Origin of the sequence: Acetobacter sp. UBA5411 (assembly GCF_002409645.1) — a bacterium.
Taxonomy (GTDB): Bacteria; Pseudomonadota; Alphaproteobacteria; order Acetobacterales; family Acetobacteraceae; genus Acetobacter.
In genome coordinates, this window is sequence record NZ_DHNR01000031.1 from 1 (window position 1) to 19,347 (window position 19,347).

The following is a 19,347-nucleotide window of genomic DNA, read 5'->3' on the forward strand; positions in this document are numbered from 1 at the left end:
TAGTAAAGCGAGCCGCCAAGCATGACGAGATTGAAACCACCCGCGGCAAGACCTGCGCCAATGAGCAGGCAGAGCAACGCGACCAGAACACGCCAGCCATCAAGCAGGCCGAGCTTCCGGTAAGTGGGCTGAAAATCACCCATAAGACACTCCAGAGCACATCCCCGCAGAAGCCGGGATGTTTTGAAAATTTGCCCGTTTCCTCTGACTGAAAAAACAGGAGGCGCATAGTAAAAAAACTTTGCGTCGGGAGTATCAGGGATCAGAGCCCCGGAACAGTTGCCGTTTCAGAGACAACTGCGTTTCATCATGGGAGCGAATACTGGCCGAAAATGATGCGCTCCACTGTCCCGTCGACAGCGGAGATGACCCGCATCACGGAGCATCCACGCTTTCGCGCAGCGGCCTGTTCTCCCGGATTTCCTGAGAATAATCATCGTCTGGACGGGCACCCTCCGGTCTGTGGATGCGGCTCATCCTTTTCAGGGTCGGAAAATCATATCTGTGATCCAGAAACCCGAGATCATACGCCAGAGAAGCAGTATAGCCGCTGAGCAGCACACGCCAGTCCAGACGATAGCGCCAGCGTGCATCAGCGCGTTGCAGGATGCCGGTCGTGCAATTATCCGTCAGTGTGTTGTACCACTGGGGGTGCGTCTTCAGAGTATGAATCTCGGTGAGATAACTGAGAAACAGACGCCGTTCCGTCTGTGGAGCCAGTTGCAACGGATAGAGATAGACACGCTCCTTGCGGATATCGGTCCTGACGCCGATCAGATCACGCTCATCGGCCGTCACGTAAAACAGTTCGTAATGATGAAAGAAACCGGCAATCGTCGAATAGGAAAAGCGTTTCTGTCTTCTGGTTTCGATCGAGATCGCGAGATGCTTTCCGTCACTGAAGCCAAATGACAGGAAAACATGGGCGATGGCGTCACCCGCCCAGTAGGACGTGACAAGATCCACCCCTGACAATTTGTCGAGGTCATAATCAGCATCATAGTAAGACGGTTTGTAATCGCTCTCGGTTTTGTAAGTAAAATTCCGGACATGACTGACATGTACAATATGCCCGTCAATCCGCGTATCAGCCGGAATGGCGTATTCACCCGCCCAGATGCGATCATTACGGGGCGGGTCGGTCAGGTACCAGCCCCAGAAACTGGTCAGGAGAACGGCACAGCCAGCCAGACGGATTTTTCCTTTCCATCGCAGGCACACGACGAAAAGGACAGGAAAAAGCAAGGCAAGACCGACACGCAGCCAGTCAGGCAGAATGGTCGAATACCAGAACGCCGCCATGCCAAACAGCAACATCACGCCGCAGGCCAGATACAGGCACCATCGTCCGACTTTCCCGAGCATTATTTCCAGCTTCTCCCGGTCGGCACATATTCGCCACCGATCCGCATGATATTCTTTTTCGCCATATCGCCGGAAGGCGGCTGATCACTGGAGGTTTCCAGAATCTGCTGAAACAGGATGCGTCGCACTTCCGCAATCGTCACCGGGTTCGACTGGGTGGAATGTTCCGAATGTTTCACAACGAGTTCGGAATTCACATAGGGAACATGCGCGCTTTCATAATCCACGACACCGTCGGTGGCGGTCGGGGAAGGGCCGTTTCCTGTTACCGGAATAATGGAATGCGCCTCGACATCAGGCGACACTTCAATAGCTGACAGGGACTGAATGAAACTGCTCTGTGGCGACATGCCGTAAACACTGGCGACCCGCCACGGGCTCATATCCAGCCGCAATGCGTCATCAGCCTGCACAAGCTGATTGAGAACATGCGTGACAGTAAAGGGGAATGTTATCATTCTTCCCAGAAAGCGTGACACGGAAAGCGTCGCCAGATAACTGCCGTGCTGCGGGGTCGAGATGAACACCACATTCTTCACCTCCGGCATTGCCGATGGAAACAGGGCTTCTCTCAACAGGTCTCTGGTTCTCGTCGTCAGATTCAACTGATCAAGGGGCACGGAAATAAGACCGTTCCAGAGGCGGTTTTCAGCATTGATGACCAGCATCTTGGAGAGGAGACCGCCCTGACTGTGGCCAATCAGGGTGATATGACCAAGCGCCGGGTCCGCCTGCACTCCTCCCAGATTGTGGATCGCTTCCTGCAAGGATTCCCTGAGCTGGACAGCGGAATACGGAATAGGATTTCCCGTGCCATAGGAGAAAACCCAGAATTCGAAATGCTTGCGGATTTCAGGGTCCGCCAGCAGATCATTGATCATGTTGGCCCAACGTCCTGCGCTGGACGCCGTGCCGTAAACCAGCACAACCGGCATGCGCCCCTTTCTGTGGGGTTCGATTGCGGCAAGCTGAAGTCTCTTGTGGTTGTCGAAATAACGACCATTGAGAAAGCCGGTATATTCAGCGGACCAGTCGACGGATTCACTCAGGCTGACGGCGCGGGCGGTGGTGGGATCGTATTGTAACGGAACCTGATGGCTGTCCTCACGGCGTTCCGTGGCGTTATCACTGGCGGTCAGCACCACGCGACCTACCATATGGTCGGACAGAACCTGCTCCCTTGAATGGTCAATCTCCATGAAAAGACTGACCGGCACGCGCATCTTGTCTGAAATCTGGAAGGAGTGCGTCTCCCCCGCGTTCATCTGTGGAATGGCGGCGAGCGGCTCGCCCAGTCCGGGTTCAGAATAGATGTTGTTCAGTCCATTGACCGCAAAGCGGGCTGTCGGACGGAAATCTGTCAGGGTGTGGCCATGCCAGTTCAGATCATCCGGGTTGGCCTGCAATTCCAGTCGGCCGACGGGCAGCGTCCAGACCTGCGAGCCCACTCGAGCCGGGGAGCCTAGCGCCTCCGTCAGGGCCAGCATGTAGAGATCACAAGCCTGACGGAAATGCTCGTCATACGGGCTGGGACGTTCCGCCTCCGGCGCATCCGGCGACAGATAGGCATAGGCATACAGGGCAGCCATCATGAACAGGGCCGGGTCATGGTGACGACGCGCCAGCAGGTAGTTCAACTCCGCCAGAGCAAACATCTGGGACGACACATCCTCGGAATAGAACCCCTCCTGTGTGGCCATCCTCAGAGAGGCAAGTGCTTTTTCGGGCTGTGTTTTCCAGACTGAAAGCAGGTTCTGCCGTTGCAGAACCGTGTGGGTCGAAGCACTGAACTGATCGGTTTCCAGTGCGCTGCGGGTGCGTGCCCTATAGGCATCGAGCAGACTGAGGCGGTGAACCGAAACCGGCGAGCAGCCGGAAAGCACTAACAGAACGGACATCCCGGCAACTGTCCGCCACACACCTTTCCGCCTCAAACTTCCTGCCTCCCGCATTCAACCAGACCCGCTGGCCCTTCTGTGCACAGCCTGTCGTTACCCTGACCACACGCACTCTGGCTACATACAGCAGGGCACTTCTGGTGTTCTGAACCTGTCACCGCGATCGGTCACCCCCAAAAAAAACACCCTGCTTTCAAACCGAAAGCAGGGTGTTGCCGTCATCGAATGCTCAGAAGAATTACTTCTTTGCAGCCTCAAGGGACGCCTTGATGATCTCACCGGCGCGGGCCTTGTCACCCCAGCCCGTGACCTTCACCCACTTGCCCTTCTCCAGATCCTTGTAGCGCGTGAAGAAGTGCTCGATTTCCTGAATCAGGATCTCGGGCAGATCCTCGATCTTCTCGACCTTGGAGAACTGCGGGTGGATCTTGTCGTGCGGCACGCACAGGATCTTCTCGTCCTGACCGGCTTCGTCTTCCATCAGCAGCACGCCGATCGGACGGGCGCGGATCACGCAGCCCGGAACGACGTTGCGCGGGGTGAGGACCATGGCGTCAGCCGGGTCACCGTCAGCGGCCAGCGTGTTCGGGATGAAGCCATAGGCAGCCGGGTAGGCCATCGGCGTGAACAGGAAACGATCGACGAACAGCGCACCGCTTTCCTTGTCGATCTCATATTTGACGGAAGACCCCTGCGGGATCTCGATCACGACGTTGATGTCGTTCGGCACGTCCTTGCCGGGGGAAAGTTTCGAGACGTCCATCGTCCTGCTCCATATGGATAAATTGCGGGCGGAGCGTAGCCCTGTGCCGCTTTCTTGCCAAGACAGACATATTTCCTTGCACTGGACGCTTGCAAAATGGGTTGGATTGCGCGAATTGATGAGCCGCCTGCGCGCCCGTAGCTCAATTGGTTAGAGCGGGCCGCTCATAACGGCTTGGTTGCGGGTTCAAGTCCTGCCGGGCGCAGGCGTCTCAATCGGCCGGGTCCAAAGCCCGCCCGATGTTCGCCACTTCTGGCCATCTCAGGGCCGGTCCTTCCATTACTGTCACGGAGTTTCGTCTCATGGCGCCATATCAATATGTCTATGTGATGAAGGACCTGACCAAGTCCTATCCGGGCGGTCGTGAAGTTTTCAAGGGTATCACCCTGTCCTTCATGCCCGGCGCCAAGATCGGTGTTCTCGGTGTCAACGGCGCCGGTAAATCGACCCTGCTCAAAATCATGGCCGGGATCGACAAGGAATATGGTGGCGAGGCCTGGGCCGCTGAAGGCGTGAAGGTCGGCTATCTCGAACAGGAGCCGAAGCTCGACCCGAACCTGACGGTTGGTGAAAACGCCGCACAGGGTTTCGGTGACCTGAAGAAGGCGGTTGACCGCTTCAACGAGATCTCCGCCAAGTTCGCCGAGCCGATGGACGAGGACGAGATGACCGCGCTCCTCGCCGAGCAGGCCGATCTTCAGGAGAAGATCGATGCTGGCGACGGCTGGGAACTCGACCGCAAGCTGGAAATCGCGCTCGACGCACTGCGCTGCCCGCCTGCTGACAGCCCCGTCGACAAGCTCTCCGGTGGTGAGCGCCGCCGCGTTGCGCTGTGCCGCCTGCTGCTGGAAAAGCCTGACCTGCTGCTGCTTGACGAACCGACCAACCATCTCGACGCCGAGAGCGTGGCATGGCTCGAAAAGACCCTGCGTGACTACGAAGGCACCGTCATGGTCATCACCCATGACCGTTACTTCCTCGACAACGTGACCAACTGGATTCTCGAGATCGAGCGCGGACGCGGCTATCCGTTCGAGGGCAACTATTCTTCGTGGCTGGAACAGAAGCGCAAGCGTCTGGCTCAGGAAGAGAAGGAAGAGAGTGGCCGTCAGCGCGCCCTTGCCGCCGAGCAGGAGTGGATTGCCTCCAGCCCGAAGGCCCGTCAGGCGAAGAGCAAGGCCCGTATCACCAAATACGAAGAACTGCTGGCCAAGAGCAACGAGAAGGCCGCTGGCACAGCGGAAATCGTCATCACCCCGGGTCCGCGTCTGGGCAATGTGGTGATCGAGGCGGAAGACCTGACGAAGGGCTTTGGCGACCATCTGCTGATCGACAAGCTGAACTTCAAGCTGCCGCCGGGTGGCATTGTCGGTGTGATCGGACCGAACGGCGCGGGTAAGTCCACGCTGTTCAAGATGATTACCGGGCAGGAGCAGCCGGACAGCGGCAAGCTGACCATCGGTGACACGGTTGAACTCGGTTACGTCGACCAGTCCCGCGACAGTCTCGACGATAACAAGACCGTCTGGGAAGAAATCTCGGGCGGCACGGACGTGATCTATCTTGGCAAGCGTGCGGTTCCGTCACGTGCCTACGTCGGCGCATTCAACTTCAAGGGCGCTGACCAGCAGAAGAAGGTTGGCGTGCTATCCGGTGGTGAGCGTAACCGCGTTCACCTTGCGAAGATGCTTCGCAAGGAAAGCAATGTCATCCTGCTCGATGAGCCGACCAACGATCTCGATGTCGATACACTCCGCGCGCTGGAAGACGCGCTGGCCGAGTATCCGGGCTGTGCCGTGATTATCTCCCATGATCGCTGGTTCCTCGACCGTCTCGCTACGCATATCCTCGCCTTTGAGGGTGATAGCCATGTCGAGTGGTTCGAAGGTAACTTCCAGGCGTATGAGGAAGACAAGAAGCGTCGTCTGGGCGATGCTGCGGTCGAGCCGAGCCGGATCAAGTATCGTCCGCTGGCGCGATAAGCCGGTTTCGGGAGGGGAGTTTGCGGGGCTTTGCCCCGTGCTCCACAAAGGGACACAGTCCCTTTGATCCCGGCCTGTTTCTCGGTGAGAACAGGAAAAGTTCCTGCAAAACACCAGGAAGTTTTTAGTGAAGCTTTTTTCAAAAAGCTTTAAAGGGCCTGTTTTCGAAAACAGACACCAGACATTCTGTCGGCTTCCATTTTACAAATTCACTTCAGGATGTTTCTGATAGATCATCCATGAGCTTGCATATCCTCCGCACCGCCCGCCTCACACTGACGCCCGTTTCCTGGCGCGACATGGAGGATATTGCACGCCTCAAGGCGGATGGGGGCGCGTTCGCCATGATGCTCGGCGGTGTGCGCAATCGTCAGCAGGCGGAGGCGGAAATGGTGTCCGACATCACCTTCTGGGCAAAATACGGCACCGGCATGTTCGCCATTCGCGAGAACGGACGACTGATCGGCATTACGGGCGTGCATGAACGACCCGATGGACGCGGTGTTGCGCTCAGGTTTGCGATCTACCCTTGGGCAGCCGGACGGGGCCTTGCACGGGAAGCGGCAGCGGCGGCGCTTCGTCATGCTCATGCCGCAGGTTTTTCTCGCGTCATGGCTGTCGCCCGTGACAGCAATATCGCCTCTCGCAAGGTATTGGGAGGCATCGGCATGAGAGTGTGTGAGCATTTCATGCGCGGCGGACACAACATGCTGGTATTCGAAAGCGTGGCGCACAAGGGGGCAGAGAAGGAAACACCCGCCCTATAGACTATGGGTCAGGATATTTGCGGGGGAACGGTCGACAGCCGTTTTCCATGCCACAGAAATAAAAGTCTCATTTTAGTTTCTAAAATTTTTGTAGACTAAAAGAAAAACTTCACTGTGACACTTTCCAGAAATGCGGCAATTATTACATGCTTTTATTCCTCATGCTTGCGTCTGAAAGCAACACACATACAATGATTTTTAACCGCATCAGACCAGAAGAAATGAATTTCTGATTGATCGACCTTCTTTATCATTGAGTCTTGATCCAACGTTACCTCAAGATTTTTAAAATTTTCGGTAATTCCACATCCAAGAAGTTTGCAATAAGCCTCTTTTGCGGTCCAGCACTTCAAAAAAAACTTCTTCTTTTCTTCTGACAAAAGAGAATGAAAAATCTCTTTTTCTTTCAAAGTGAAAATAGAATCCGACAATTCTGAGCAGAACATAGCTGAGGAAACAGGTTCCAGATCTATACCAACATCGTAGTTTTTGGATACACAAATAACACTAGCTGTATCCGAATGACTGACATTGAAATCTATTCCGCAACCATCACCGGCAGAAGGCTTCTGCCTTTTCAATGATTGAATAGAGATGGATTCCAAATTCAGACTGCTTTTATCAGCAAGAATTTTTTTCAACGCATATCTTGTTATGGCGAATGACCGCTTATCTTTATAATAGACCAGAGACCTGATTCTCTCAGACTCACTTTCGTCCATAAAATCAAGAGATTTAAAAAACTGATCATTATTTTCTTCATAATTTACATGAAATATTTCAATTTCTCTTGTAAACGAAAAAATTAATTTGTTCGTTTTTATATTTACTCGAAGCAATAGTATCGTTCTTCATTCAAATCCATGCCTCTTTCGAGGCATGGATAAAAGACAAAAACCACAGAAACTTTGTTGTTAAATACTGTTATTTTTGAACAATTGTTTTCAAAATTCTGTCCATCATTGGGAATAGAATATTGAAATTACGATCAGCCATAAGATGGCGTCTATGGTGGATGGTATGCAGACGACGTACCATTCTGATCCAGGGAAGCTCTGTAAACCAGTATCCAGGCGGAACATGGGCACAGACATGAAAGATCTCATAGCACAAGAAACTTCCCATTACTGCCATGGAAAACAAAGAGGCCATATTTTGATTCAGGATGGAGACACCAGACCAGATTCCAAACAGCAGTATAGCTATGAGAACAACAAGCCAGGGCGGAAACAGAATAACGCGCCAATCCTGAGCCTGATCAAAATACATCTCGTCATCAGAGAAAAAACTATGATGGTCGCCCGTATGTCTTTTATAAAAAAGCAGAGCGACCGGATTTTTCCTATGCCCAAAGCTTTTATGAATATAATACTCACAGACATTAAAGAACAGAATACCAAAAACAAAAGCCAGACTATCAACCAATTTAAAATTATGTATTTTTGAAGCGAAAAATATTATGGCACATACACCAACGAAGAAGACAAAGGCACCATGAAGATATACATTATAATATTTTGATATTTTACTTCTATACGATGCCCGAAAGGGTTGTACGCTGTGTGCCATTTTATTCCTCATACTCAGCCCACAGGAAGATCCGCTTGAATGAACAAGGATGCTTTACAGTGGCTTCCTTAACGCTCTGTCTGATCAAAGTATAGTCTACAGTCAGACACGCACATCAGACAAAATTTCTTAAATTAACGCAAGAGTTATTATTGTATTCTCAACAAAATAACGCATATTTATAAAGATATATTTATAATGCCTTATTCGGCTTGGGCTTCATTTTCCCATCCACCACCAAGAGCATTGTAAAGTCGCGCAAGACTCGTCGCGACAGTCGCCTCATTCTCAGCCAATGCAAGTTCAGCGGTTAAAAGCTGATCCTCAGTGCTCAACACAGTGAGGTAATTGGTCAAGCCGCTTCGATACTGACTTTCCGCAAGCTTGAGGGCATGATTATCATTGGCGATTTCATCATGTAATTTTTGCATGCGTGTCTGTTCGTCGTGATACGCCGTCAGAGCATTATCGACATCATGCCATGCCTGTAGAACCGTTTGCTTGTATGAAATAGCCGCAGCCTTCTGCGCTCCTTTTTTCAATGCAAGCTGACCACTCAGTCTTCCGCCCTGAAAAATAGGCAGGGAAATTGACGGGCCGACGTTCCACGCTTTTGCATTCCAAAAGCCCAGGTCCCGGAAAGAAAGTGTCTGGAATCCAAAGTCAGCATTGATGGTTACTCTTGGATAGAAATCCGCAACCGCCTCACCTGTCTCTTCAACAGCAAACCTTAATTTCGCTTCTGCTTCCCTGATATCTGGACGCCTGTGAGCCAGCTCGGACGGCAGACCTACGGGAACAACGGGAGGAACAACTGGCGTAATTACATTTTTTTCCAGTTCTTCATTGAGACTTCCCGGCATTTCTCCCAGCAGAAGGGCAAGAGCGTTCTCTTCCTGCGCTATCTTGATATTCATTTCCGCAATCTGGGCCTGAGTATCGTTCAGACGTGCCTGAGCGGACTCATAATCCACCGCTGATACGAGCCCTCCCTTGTACCGTCCTTGAGCTATATCAGAGATCTTCTGAATAACTTTCACCCCCTCCTTCATGACAAGCAACCGCCGCTGATCACCACGAAGAGTCAGATAACCGCGCGCCATGTCAGCCTCTTCAGCAATCAGAACTGCATGGCGTTCTTCCTCCGTTGCCTGCAATCCCGCCTTTGCGGCCTGATATTGATGCGCAACGCGTCCCCAGAGATCAATTTCATATGTGGCGTCTACACTGGAGCTCCATTGATTGAGCAATGGAACTGTCGCTGTATTTCCAGCCTCTTCAATAAATCCACTGGCCAATTCACCCATCTGACCGTGTGTTCCATGGACGATACCACCACCGATACGATGTAGCGTTTCCTGCATCAGTTTTTCACTGCGCTGTGCCCGTCTGTAGGAGCCTGTGGCGCTCAGGGCAGGGAAGCGCTCAGCTCCCGCAAGCATAAGCTGCGCCCGACTTTCAGACAGGTTTGCCAGAGCCAGAAGAAATGACAGATTTTTAGTGGCCACACGTTCTTCAAGAGACGTGAGTTCCGGATCATTGAAAGTCTTCCACCATTGCACAGAGATTTTCGTCTCTTCGGTCATGCTAAATGCATTTCCAGAATGCAGATTCTCGAAATGTGCGGGAGACCACGGTTTCGGCGCATGATATTTTGGGCCAACATGCAAACACCCCGGCAATGCCAGAAGAACGCAGGATGAAAACGCAACACGGATTAACGAGGTTACGCGCATCTGAAGTCTCCTGCGTCCAAATATTTCCACGCGGACATCACATGCAAAGACCTCTTTGGTCTTTCTGCTGTGGACAGAATCAACGATAGAAAAGAAGTCCACACAATCATTTTGCTTTTGTGCCCAGTTGCATAGATTTTCTGCTGGTGGGGAGGAAGAAGCAGAACGGAATGGTCGCAAGAGATAGAATGCCGATAAGAAAAAACACGTCATTGTAAGCCAGCAACGCTACCTGTCGCGTAAACTCGCCGAACAACCGATGTCGGCTATAAGTCTCCGCCATATCGCTCGAAAACCCATAAGCTTCTGCAATATCCTGAACCCGGTCGAGATATGCTGAATATTCGGCTCGGCCGACAGTCATATTATCTGCAATATAGACCTGATGTCTCTGCCGTGTTTCAATAATAGTCGCCGTTCCCAGTGAAATTGCGAGAGAACCAATATAATTGCGCGCCATACTGAACAACGCCGAAGCATCAGCATTGAGTTCACGAGGCAATGTTGAATAGGCAACGGTGGAAATCGGCACAAACAGAAAAGCCATCGTCGCAGTCTGACAGACACGGTAAAAGATAAGATGCCTCAAATCGAGTTCTGCATAAAGAGATGTTGCCTGAAACATCGCCATTGCCAGAAGAAAAAATCCGCATGCAATTACATAGCGCACATGGATTTTCTTCATAAGCCAGTTCACAAAAGGAATCAGGCAGACAACGGCTATTCCACCGGGAGCCAGAACAAAACCGGAAATCGTGGCGGTATATCCAAGCATCTGCTGTGAAAACTGCGGTATGATGATCGCAGATGCGTAAAGTATGCCGCCCATGACAGAAATCAGAATTGTGCCAATCGCAAAATTCCGATCTTTCAGGACTGACAGTCTTACCAGAGGATCTTTCACGCGACATAGCCATACGATCGCGCCCAGAATGCAGAAAACACCCGTTAAAGCCATCAGAACGATAAAGGATGAGCTGAACCAGTCTTCATCCTCGCCACGATCGGCCATGACTTCGAGACAGCCCAGACCGAGCGAGATCAATCCGATCCCGACCACATCAATCCGTTCCTTTCTGGCTTTTTCCCATGGTGGATCCTCGACCAGAATCATGACAGCAAGAATTGTCAGAATCCCAAAGGGTACATTGACAAAAAAGATCCAGCGCCAGGAAAACTCGTCGGTAAGATAGCCCCCAATCAGAGGGCCGGTCACAGGAGCCACCACTGTCGCTACGGCTGTCAGACTGAAGGCTGCCCCGCGTTTCTCCGGCGGAAACGTATCAAGAATAATCGACTGCTGACTGGGCTGGAGTCCTCCCCCAAAGAAACCCTGAAGAATACGAAATATAACAAGCGAGGACAGGGATGTCGCAAGTCCGCACAGGAGCGAGGCGACGGTGAACATGCCGATACAGATCAGAAAATAGCGTTTGCGTCCGAAAACACGCGAAAGCCAGCCTGAAATAGTCAGAACAATACCATTGGCGACAAGGTAGGAAGTCAACGCCCATGTTGCGTCGTCATAGGAACTGCCCAGAGCCCCTGCGATATGAGGCATCGCCACATTGACGACTGTCGTATCAAGGATTTCCATGAACGCAGCCAATGTCACAACGATGGCAACTAGCCAAGGATTGTGCTTCGGCTTCCAGACATCCTGTGGCGAAGTCTCATTTGCGTTCATTCTATATGGACCACCGGTTCGACGGAGAGGCCCAGAGGCAGCGGTGGGCTATTCGCCAGAAGACCACTATCAATACGAATTTTTACCGGAATTCTCTGCACGATTTTCACAAAATTTCCGGTAGCATTTTCAGGCGGGAAAGTACTGAAGGACTCCCCCGATCCCAACTGAATGGAATCAACATGCCCGTGCAGACGAAGCTGGGGAAAAGCATTGATGGAAATGTCCACCTTCTGACCCGGCTTCATCCCCTGTATCTGGGTTTCCTTGTAGTTCGCAACGATCCAGACATCGGCAGGGACAATAGACATCATCTGCTGTCCAGGCTTCACGAAATTCCCCAGTTCCACATTGCGCTGGGAGACCCAACCATCACACGGCGCACGGATGTGGGTGCGGGTCAGATTGATTTCAGCCTGCTCAAGATCAGCCTTCGCTTCAACCAAAGCAGCTTCTTCCTGTGACACATGAGCCGCAGCATTTTGCAGATTTGATTCGACCGGCTCCGCCTGCGTCACATCGCCCTGTGCAGAAGCAACCTTGGCCTGGGCTTCTTCCAGAGCTGCTCTGGCATGATCAATATCCTGCTGGGATGTGCCTTCCCGCATCACTGTAAGCTGGCGGTGATAATCAGCCTTGGCGCGCATAAGCTGGGCTTCCGCAATCTGCAGACTTCCTTCTGCAGCTCGGAGCCTTCCGGGAAAGGTCTTATGCGAAATCTCCGCAATCATACGGAATGCCCTGATATTGGCCTCTGCCTTAAGAACAGCAGCCCGGGCTTTGTTAAAAGCGACCACATAGTCGCTGTGATCAATCGAAAGCAGAAGATCGCCGCGATAAACAAACTGATTATCGTCAACAAGCAACTGCGTCACATATCCGCTGACCTGTGATGCGATCGCATGCTTCCGGCCCGCCGTATAGGCATCTTCGGTCTTTACGTCATTGCGTGTCTTATAAAAATAATAACAGCAGAGAACTATAACTAGAACAATCAAAAGAACGAACGCTACGACATTGCGTCTCCGGCCTTTCTTCCGAGGAACATCCTCCGTCCCGCTGCTGGCAACAGGCTCCTCCAGATTATCCGAAACCCTATCCTCCTGTATGTGATCATCCTGCGCCATACCGTCTCTTTCACACTGTTCCTGGCCTGCCTCAACCCATCGCTAGGAAGGGAAGCAAAGGTGTCAAGGCGCAAGAAAAACAGAACAAGCCTTTATATCTTGATATCTCTTTCAGAGAGAACAGCCTTTATTTTATCAAGAACTTCCGGTTCCCGGTCATGCAGAAAGAAATGACTTCCATCAAATTCATGCATCCCAAAAGAATCTTCAGTTTCATCTTTCCAGGCAGCTATCGCCTCTGGTGCTGTCTGCCTGTCCATGTTTCCGTAAAAAGAAAAAATCGGGCAGGCAAGGGGTGTCTCATGTGTATAGCTGTAACTATCTACGGAACGGACATCAGCCCTGACAACCGGCAGCATCAGCTCGATCAGTTCCGGTTCTTCCCGAATCATACTGATCTTGTCAAAGATTGCCGGACTACCCTCGCTCATATCCAGCAATTTTTGAATGAAGGCATCATCATCCAGATGGGAGAACACATCTCGTGGAACAGATGGAGCGTTCATACCGGAAAGAAAGAGCTGCAATGGAAGAGGTAGTTCCCTTTTCCGCAATTCACGCGCTGTGGCCCAGGCAACCAGTGCACCCATGCTGTGCCCAAAGAACACTGAGGGTCCAGCGCATTCATTTTCCAGACAATCAGAAACACCTCTTGCTATTTCGAGAAGATTATCAAGACATTCTGATCCGATATTTTCATCACGTCCAGGCAGGTTCACTCCGTAAACAGAGACCGATTCAGGAAAAAATCCTGCCCAACTCCGGAAAATACCGGCGCTTCCCCCCGCATATGGAAAGCATATCAGCTTAAGATCGGCAGGCCCTTTTCCAGAAAACCGCTTCAGCGTGACCTGTGTCTGTACGGATGTCATGCCTGAACCTTTTCCACATTTTCATGCAGATATTCTGACAGGGATTCCACCGTGGGATTCTGGAAGAGATTGGCCAGACCAATCTTGCAACCAAACTCGCTTTCTATCCGTCGACGAATACGAATCAGATGCATGGACGTCGCACCCAAATCAAATGCGCTGATATGAGAAGGAATCTCACCAATCCCCATTACGTCGGAAACGATCTTGCGCAGTTTTTCGATCGTTTCATTACCGACACTTCCGGCACAAGTCTCTCCAAACGACATTTCCTTCGCTTTAAGAGCCTTACGATCAATCTTGCCATTCGCGGTCAATGGCAGCTCGTCGAGAACAACAATGCGTTCTGGAACCATGTAATGCGGCAAGGCATCACGCGCCGTCTCTTTCAACTCATGCAGAGAGAATTCATTGCTGTCTGAAAGAACGATATAGGCAACGAGACGCCCCGTATAACGATCGCCATGACGCAGAACGATGGCCTTGCTCACCTGTTCATGTGACACGAGGACTTTTTCTATGTCGCCGAGTTCTATTCTGTATCCGTTGATTTTGACCTGATCATCACGTCGCCCAAGGAATTCGATAACGCCATTTGGACGATAACGTCCCAGATCACCCGTCCGATAAAAACGTCTTCCGGAACGAGGATCTGTCACAAAGTGCTCTGCTGTCCTGACAGGATCATGCAGATATCCCTGCGCCAGTCCCATACCACCGATACAGATTTCGCCTTCAACCCAGTCTGGACAACTCTCCTGCCGGTCATTGAAGATATCGAATGTCTGATTCCCCAACGGCTTGCCATACGGCACACTTGTCCAGCCTTCTTCACTGCCCATAATTGGATGTGAAATCGACCAGATTGAAGCTTCCGTCGCACCACCAAGACTCAGAACTCTGGCATCCGGCCAGATGGCCGATATTCTTGCCGGAAGTGTGGGAGGAATCCAGTCACCACTGAGCATGACAAGACGCAGTTTCAGGGCCGGGATCGGTTCCTCGGCATTCTCGATATGATCGATCAGGGTGTCCATCAGGGCAGGAACGCTGTTCCATATGGTCACCCCGGTTTCTGTCATCAATTGCAGAATCTGTCCCGGATTACGAAGTTGCTCCGCAGTTGGAAGCACGACTGCTCCGCCACTTGAAAGCGGGCCAAAAATATCAAAGACAGACAGGTCAAAGTTCAGATTTGAGAGAGCAAGAAACCGGTCGTTCTCATTGATATCGTAACAACGGATCAGGTCCGTAATTGTATTCAATGGACCACGATGGTTGAGCGCTACACCTTTTGGCTCACCAGTCGATCCGGAGGTGAAGATGACATAGGCGAGGTCTTCAAACCCGCTTTTCTTTTCATCAACCATACCGGAAGCCGGGATCGTGCGAACGACAGCACCGTTGGTATCGACGATAATTTTTTCGAGTCCGGACCACGCCGGATCGTCCGCGTTCTCTTCTGATACCACCACGCGACTGATCCCGGACTTGGCCAGAATCTGTTCCCGACGCAGAAGCGGCAATTCCGGATCTATCGGTATGTACCCGGAACCTGACTGAAGAACGCCAAGAATGGCTGCCAGACCTGAAAAGCTCTTTCCAATAGCGACACCGGTCAAGCCACTGAGAGGAGCCTGTCCAAGCGCATGGGCAATTCCATCAGCCAGCTTTCGCAGTTCGATATAACTCAGTGCCGTATCACTACCCTGCCCCAAAAGAGCCGGTGCATCCGGGGTCAGTGCGACCTGCTTGCCGAACAGATCATCAAGGTTACCCTGAGGCAGAACTGTTTCTGTTGCATTCACATGATCACGGGTCAGTCTCTGCTCACACGTCAGCAGAAGAGGCGACGTTTTGAACCAGGCATCCGGGCTGCTTGCCAGATCAGTGATCAGCGCAACATAGGACTCAAACATGCTGTCAAGGAAACCTTCGGGGAAGGCATTTTCCATGGCGTCCCAGTTAACAACCAGACCGCCGTGCATCTCGAACACATGGTTGTCCAGCACAACCTGTGGCGTCTGACTGATGCCACCCACTTCCTCGCCGAGTATCCACAGATCAGGATCGGTCGTCAGCCCCGGAAGACCAATCCCGCTGGTAAACACGACACGACCGCATTCCGTGGTCTCTGGAGCCGCTCGTGACATAAGCTGCAGAACACCCACACCATCGACCATACGGTGCGCGAGGTCCGCACGTAGGCGCTTCTGAATGTCCGAAGATCTGTCGGCGAAACTCTTACCGTTCCGGTTGTCGATCTCCAGAATTTCTATTCGGGTAAAGTCGCCAGCAACCCTGTCAATATTCAGATCGACAGGCAGTCTGTCGTTCAATGGCAGACTCAGATGGAAATGAGCGTTACCGCTCCAGCGCCCAAGGACTTCAGCATAGATCGCACACATGACGGTCGACTTGGTCAGACCAAAACGCTCTCCATTTTGGACAAGGCCAGCCCACAGATCTTCGGACAGCACGTATTTTCTGCGACCAAGGCGAGGCCGCTGTCCCTGAAGCGACGCGATGGAGAGAGGCGGCGGCGGGATGTCGGCAATTCTGTCCTGCCAATAACGCAAGGCGTTCTCTCGCGTCTTGCCAGACTGCGCTGCCTGTTCGTATGCGACATAACTCTGGAAACCGGTTTCCGGAAGCGTCGGTAGATCCTCTCCCTGAAGAAGCTGGTTCATTTCAGACAGAAGAATAATAATCGTGGAAAGATCTGCAATAAGCATATCAATGCCAAAATGCAGTCTGTTTTTCCCATATCCTGTTTTGCTGATTTTCAGGTCGAAAAGAGGCCACACACCAAGCGGCAAGACCCGGTTTTCATTATCACGCGTGCAGGCAAGAAGAGCCTCCTGCCTTTCTTCTTCAGACAATCCAGAGAAATCGGCAACCGGAATGGTGTATTTTCCGGGAGCCTCAAGAATTTTCTGTACGCCCTGAGACAGCACAACAGTTCGCAAGGAAGCGTGCCGCGCAATGAGCTTGTTCCAGGCGTTTTCCAACTGTTTGGGATGCCACTCCCCATCGATCTCAATATAAACGTATGTAGAGAATCCACCAAACGAAACGTTTTCATCTCTCCCAACAACATAGGCACGCTGAATGGGGCGGAGAGGGAATTCTCCTTCCACAGGCACGTCGTTTTTGGCGATCTCAGGTCTGGGAGAAGACACGCCATCCGCAGACGCAATACGCTCCTGTAGATCATCAAAACTGGCGCCGTCGAACAGAATATCCAGCGGGACTTCAACCCTGAACTGATTTTCGATCGCACCAGAAATCCGCATGGCTGTCAGAGAGTCCAGCCCAAGGGAGGTCAGGGGAATATCGGTCCGCAGGGAACCCGGAGACAAACGGAGTGCTTCCTCCACAAAAACACGAAGCGATGGCTGGGAACGTTTATTTTCTTCACCAGCACCGGCTTTTTCCGGTTTATCCTGACAGACCCTGTTCTTGATCTGCTTGAACTCCTGAGCCTGATAGCGCTGCAATGCCGCACGTCGCTGCAATTTGCCGCTCGATGTTCTGGGAACCTGTCCTCTGCGAACAAAAAGTACTTCGTCCACACGCAAGCCCGCATCACGTGAAATCATCGAACGCAGAGCTGTTGTGGCTTCTTCCTGCTGCTGCTGACTGAGGTGCCAGTTATGCGGTTCAACGATAATGACCAGCCGCTCGTTACGATGATCATTATCGACCGAGAAGGCCACGCATGCCGCACCCTTCATGGCCAGATGACTTTCCATCACGATATTTTCGATATCATCCGGATAGTAGTTCTTGCCGTTAATGATAATAATATCTTTTAGTCGGCCAGTAATATAAACCTGTCCATTGCTGACAAAGCCCATATCACCTGTACGCAGATATTTTTTACCCTCGACACCTTCAAGCGAAAAGTTGAATTTTTCTGCTGTTGCCTCAGGGTTTTCCCAGTATCCCTGTGCGACATTTTCGCCCGAATACCAGATTTCCCCTATCTGGGATGGCTTGCACTCAGCAAGAGTGTCTGGATCAACAATGCGCAGATCAGCATCGTTATAGATATCGCCACAGCCGACAAGCTCGACAGTTTCAACCGAACTCGAGGAATGAGCGACTTCACCTGCTGCAAGAGTCTGGCGATCCACATCAAGGATATGCGCCATGGAATTATGCGCGCCGGAAACCCACAATGTTGTTTCCGCCATGCCGTAGCATGCGGTCACAGAAGAAGCCCTGAACCCCACAGGGGAGAACGTTTCATGGAATTTTTTCAGTGTAGGCGCCCTGACAACTTCAGCACCCGAAAAAGCCGTATTCCAACTGCTCAGATCGAGATCATCAGGTAATCCGTTCTGTGCGGCTTCGATGCACATACGGTAAGCAAAATCGGAAGCGCCACTGTAATTGCCCTTGTAGCGACTGATTGCGCGAAGCCAGTCAAGCGGCTGCCTTGTAAAGTGCAGAGGCGACAGAAGATAAGTTGAAACACCACTGAAGACCGGCTGGAGAAGGCATCCTATCAGGCCCATGTCATGATGGGCGGGAAGCCATGAGACAAGCACTCCACTCTCATCGACCTGAAAACCTGCTGCAATCGCCTGTGCGTTATAGACCAGATTGGCATGCGAGACGCATACACCACGCGGAGTGCCGGTCGATCCGGATGTATATTGAAGAAATGCAATACTTTCAGGGTTACGCTGGTAGCCATCCCATTCTGATGCATCTCCCTCATTCTGCAACTCGGCAAGCTGTAACCACTCAAGAGTATCCCCAGTGGAGAGAGAGAGATGACGCCCAAGAACAGCTACGACTGTATCGGTGGCCAATCCAATCAGGGCGCCAGCGTTTTCAGCAACGCGCACTATACGATCAAGATGCCTGCTGGAGGCATAAGGCAGAACCGGGACGGGAAGGATGCCAGCATAGAGGCAACCAAAAAAGGCCACGACAGCATCAATACAGGGAGGATACAGCAAAAGGCAACGGGCGCCACGGGATGACCTTTTCAGAAGGGATACCGCAACCTTGCGAGCTCGGGCATCCAGTTCGGCATAGGTCAGGGATGCCTGCACATCCAACATTGTGTTGAGTTCTGAAAAAGCAATGGAGGCAGATTGAGCAGAAGCTCTTCTTGACAAGACATCAATGAAATCCGCACTTTTTACCACTTTGATTGACCTTTTCGACGCCCAGTATGCTGCAAGAATTAAGATAAGGCATTACGCTCAGCCCAAGCATAATGTTCTCTATTTGTTATTTTTTATCATGTATATTTTTCACCTATTTTTGTGATTATTAAATAAATCTCTAAAAAATGCGATATGCGATCGTAGTTGCTTTTGCAACCAAGATAATAATTATTTGCATCGTTTTAACGATAAGGGATTATAATTAAAAGATAATCTTATTTTTCAACTCATACCTTCATAAAACCCCTATTGATTTCACATAGACTAAGATGTATATTTATAAATATGTAAATTTTTTATATATTTATTGTCATCTTGAAACATAACTACCTTAACTATGAAGAACCAACACCAAATACGCAATTTTTCTGTGTAAAAAAGCTAAATTTTCCCGA

Annotated in this window: 12 protein-coding genes and 1 tRNA gene; 3 read left to right on the top strand and 10 right to left on the bottom strand. The window is 51.2% G+C overall.

Features of this window, described 5'->3' with window-relative positions; all coding sequences use genetic code 11:
- Nucleotides 1–375 precede the first annotated feature (375 nt).
- The 3 genes from B3759_RS09385 to ppa form a co-directional block, all read right to left on the bottom strand.
- Entirely contained in the window at nucleotides 376–1,365 is a 990-nt protein-coding gene (locus B3759_RS09385; protein WP_291365672.1) for a DUF4105 domain-containing protein, read from the bottom strand.
- Complete coding sequence (locus B3759_RS09390) at nucleotides 1,365–3,263, bottom strand: esterase/lipase family protein (protein WP_291365673.1); 1,899 nt, start codon at nucleotides 3,261–3,263, stop codon at nucleotides 1,365–1,367. Before B3759_RS09390 ends, B3759_RS09385 begins: the two co-directional genes overlap by 1 nt.
- Before the next feature lie 238 nt (nucleotides 3,264–3,501).
- The gene (ppa, locus tag B3759_RS09395; RefSeq protein ID WP_077811460.1) at nucleotides 3,502–4,026 is read right to left on the bottom strand and encodes an inorganic diphosphatase; all 525 of its coding nucleotides are present in this window, start codon (nucleotides 4,024–4,026) and stop codon (nucleotides 3,502–3,504) included.
- Between the two features lie 131 nt (nucleotides 4,027–4,157).
- Here ppa and B3759_RS09400 point away from each other — a divergent pair.
- From B3759_RS09400 to B3759_RS09410, 3 genes are all read left to right on the top strand, one after another.
- Nucleotides 4,158–4,231: transfer RNA gene (locus B3759_RS09400), tRNA-Ile, on the top strand.
- Nucleotides 4,232–4,328: 97 nt separating this feature from the next.
- Nucleotides 4,329–6,008 carry an energy-dependent translational throttle protein EttA gene (gene ettA, locus B3759_RS09405; RefSeq protein WP_010666838.1) on the top strand — a complete coding sequence of 560 codons (1,680 nt, stop codon included), beginning with the start codon at nucleotides 4,329–4,331 and terminating at the stop codon, nucleotides 6,006–6,008.
- 239 nt (nucleotides 6,009–6,247) lie between these two features.
- The gene (locus tag B3759_RS09410) at nucleotides 6,248–6,775 is read left to right on the top strand and encodes a GNAT family N-acetyltransferase (protein ID WP_291365674.1); all 528 of its coding nucleotides are present in this window, start codon (nucleotides 6,248–6,250) and stop codon (nucleotides 6,773–6,775) included.
- Nucleotides 6,776–6,927: 152 nt separating this feature from the next.
- Here the strand turns inward: B3759_RS09410 and B3759_RS09415 are convergent, their stop codons facing one another.
- From B3759_RS09415 to B3759_RS09445, 7 genes are all read right to left on the bottom strand, one after another.
- The gene (locus tag B3759_RS09415) at nucleotides 6,928–7,614 is read right to left on the bottom strand and encodes a 4'-phosphopantetheinyl transferase family protein (RefSeq protein ID WP_291365675.1); all 687 of its coding nucleotides are present in this window, start codon (nucleotides 7,612–7,614) and stop codon (nucleotides 6,928–6,930) included.
- An 85-nt stretch (nucleotides 7,615–7,699) separates the two neighbouring features.
- A complete protein-coding gene (locus tag B3759_RS09420) occupies nucleotides 7,700–8,344 on the bottom strand; it encodes a sterol desaturase family protein (RefSeq protein ID WP_291365676.1) in 645 nt (214 codons plus the stop codon).
- A 203-nt stretch (nucleotides 8,345–8,547) separates the two neighbouring features.
- A complete protein-coding gene (locus tag B3759_RS09425; RefSeq protein WP_291365677.1) occupies nucleotides 8,548–10,080 on the bottom strand; it encodes an efflux transporter outer membrane subunit in 1,533 nt (510 codons plus the stop codon).
- Between the two features lie 106 nt (nucleotides 10,081–10,186).
- Nucleotides 10,187–11,767 (bottom strand): DHA2 family efflux MFS transporter permease subunit, encoded by a 1,581-nt coding sequence (locus B3759_RS09430; protein ID WP_291365678.1) that lies wholly within the window; start codon nucleotides 11,765–11,767, stop codon nucleotides 10,187–10,189.
- Entirely contained in the window at nucleotides 11,764–12,894 is a 1,131-nt protein-coding gene (locus tag B3759_RS09435; RefSeq protein WP_291365679.1) for an HlyD family secretion protein, read from the bottom strand. Before B3759_RS09435 ends, B3759_RS09430 begins: the two co-directional genes overlap by 4 nt.
- A 92-nt stretch (nucleotides 12,895–12,986) precedes the next feature.
- On the bottom strand, nucleotides 12,987–13,766 hold the full coding sequence (locus tag B3759_RS09440; protein WP_291365680.1) for a thioesterase II family protein: 780 nt from the start codon (nucleotides 13,764–13,766) through the stop codon (nucleotides 12,987–12,989).
- A complete protein-coding gene (locus B3759_RS09445; RefSeq protein WP_349679297.1) occupies nucleotides 13,763–18,931 on the bottom strand; it encodes an amino acid adenylation domain-containing protein in 5,169 nt (1,722 codons plus the stop codon). The genes B3759_RS09440 and B3759_RS09445 overlap by 4 nt, the downstream gene beginning before the upstream one ends.
- Nucleotides 18,932–19,347 lie beyond the last annotated feature (416 nt).

Coding starts and splice junctions, on each gene's coding strand:
- B3759_RS09425 (WP_291365677.1), bottom strand. CDS start 10,080: ATGCGCGTAACCTCGTTAATCCGTGTTGCGTTTTCATCCTGCGTTCTT.
- B3759_RS09390 (WP_291365673.1), bottom strand. CDS start 3,263: ATGTCCGTTCTGTTAGTGCTTTCCGGCTGCTCGCCGGTTTCGGTTCAC.
- ettA (WP_010666838.1), top strand. CDS start 4,329: ATGGCGCCATATCAATATGTCTATGTGATGAAGGACCTGACCAAGTCC.
- B3759_RS09410 (WP_291365674.1), top strand. CDS start 6,248: ATGAGCTTGCATATCCTCCGCACCGCCCGCCTCACACTGACGCCCGTT.
- B3759_RS09435 (WP_291365679.1), bottom strand. CDS start 12,894: ATGGCGCAGGATGATCACATACAGGAGGATAGGGTTTCGGATAATCTG.
- B3759_RS09420 (WP_291365676.1), bottom strand. CDS start 8,344: ATGGCACACAGCGTACAACCCTTTCGGGCATCGTATAGAAGTAAAATA.
- ppa (WP_077811460.1), bottom strand. CDS start 4,026: ATGGACGTCTCGAAACTTTCCCCCGGCAAGGACGTGCCGAACGACATC.
- B3759_RS09430 (WP_291365678.1), bottom strand. CDS start 11,767: ATGAACGCAAATGAGACTTCGCCACAGGATGTCTGGAAGCCGAAGCAC.
- B3759_RS09385 (WP_291365672.1), bottom strand. CDS start 1,365: ATGCTCGGGAAAGTCGGACGATGGTGCCTGTATCTGGCCTGCGGCGTG.
- B3759_RS09440 (WP_291365680.1), bottom strand. CDS start 13,766: ATGACATCCGTACAGACACAGGTCACGCTGAAGCGGTTTTCTGGAAAA.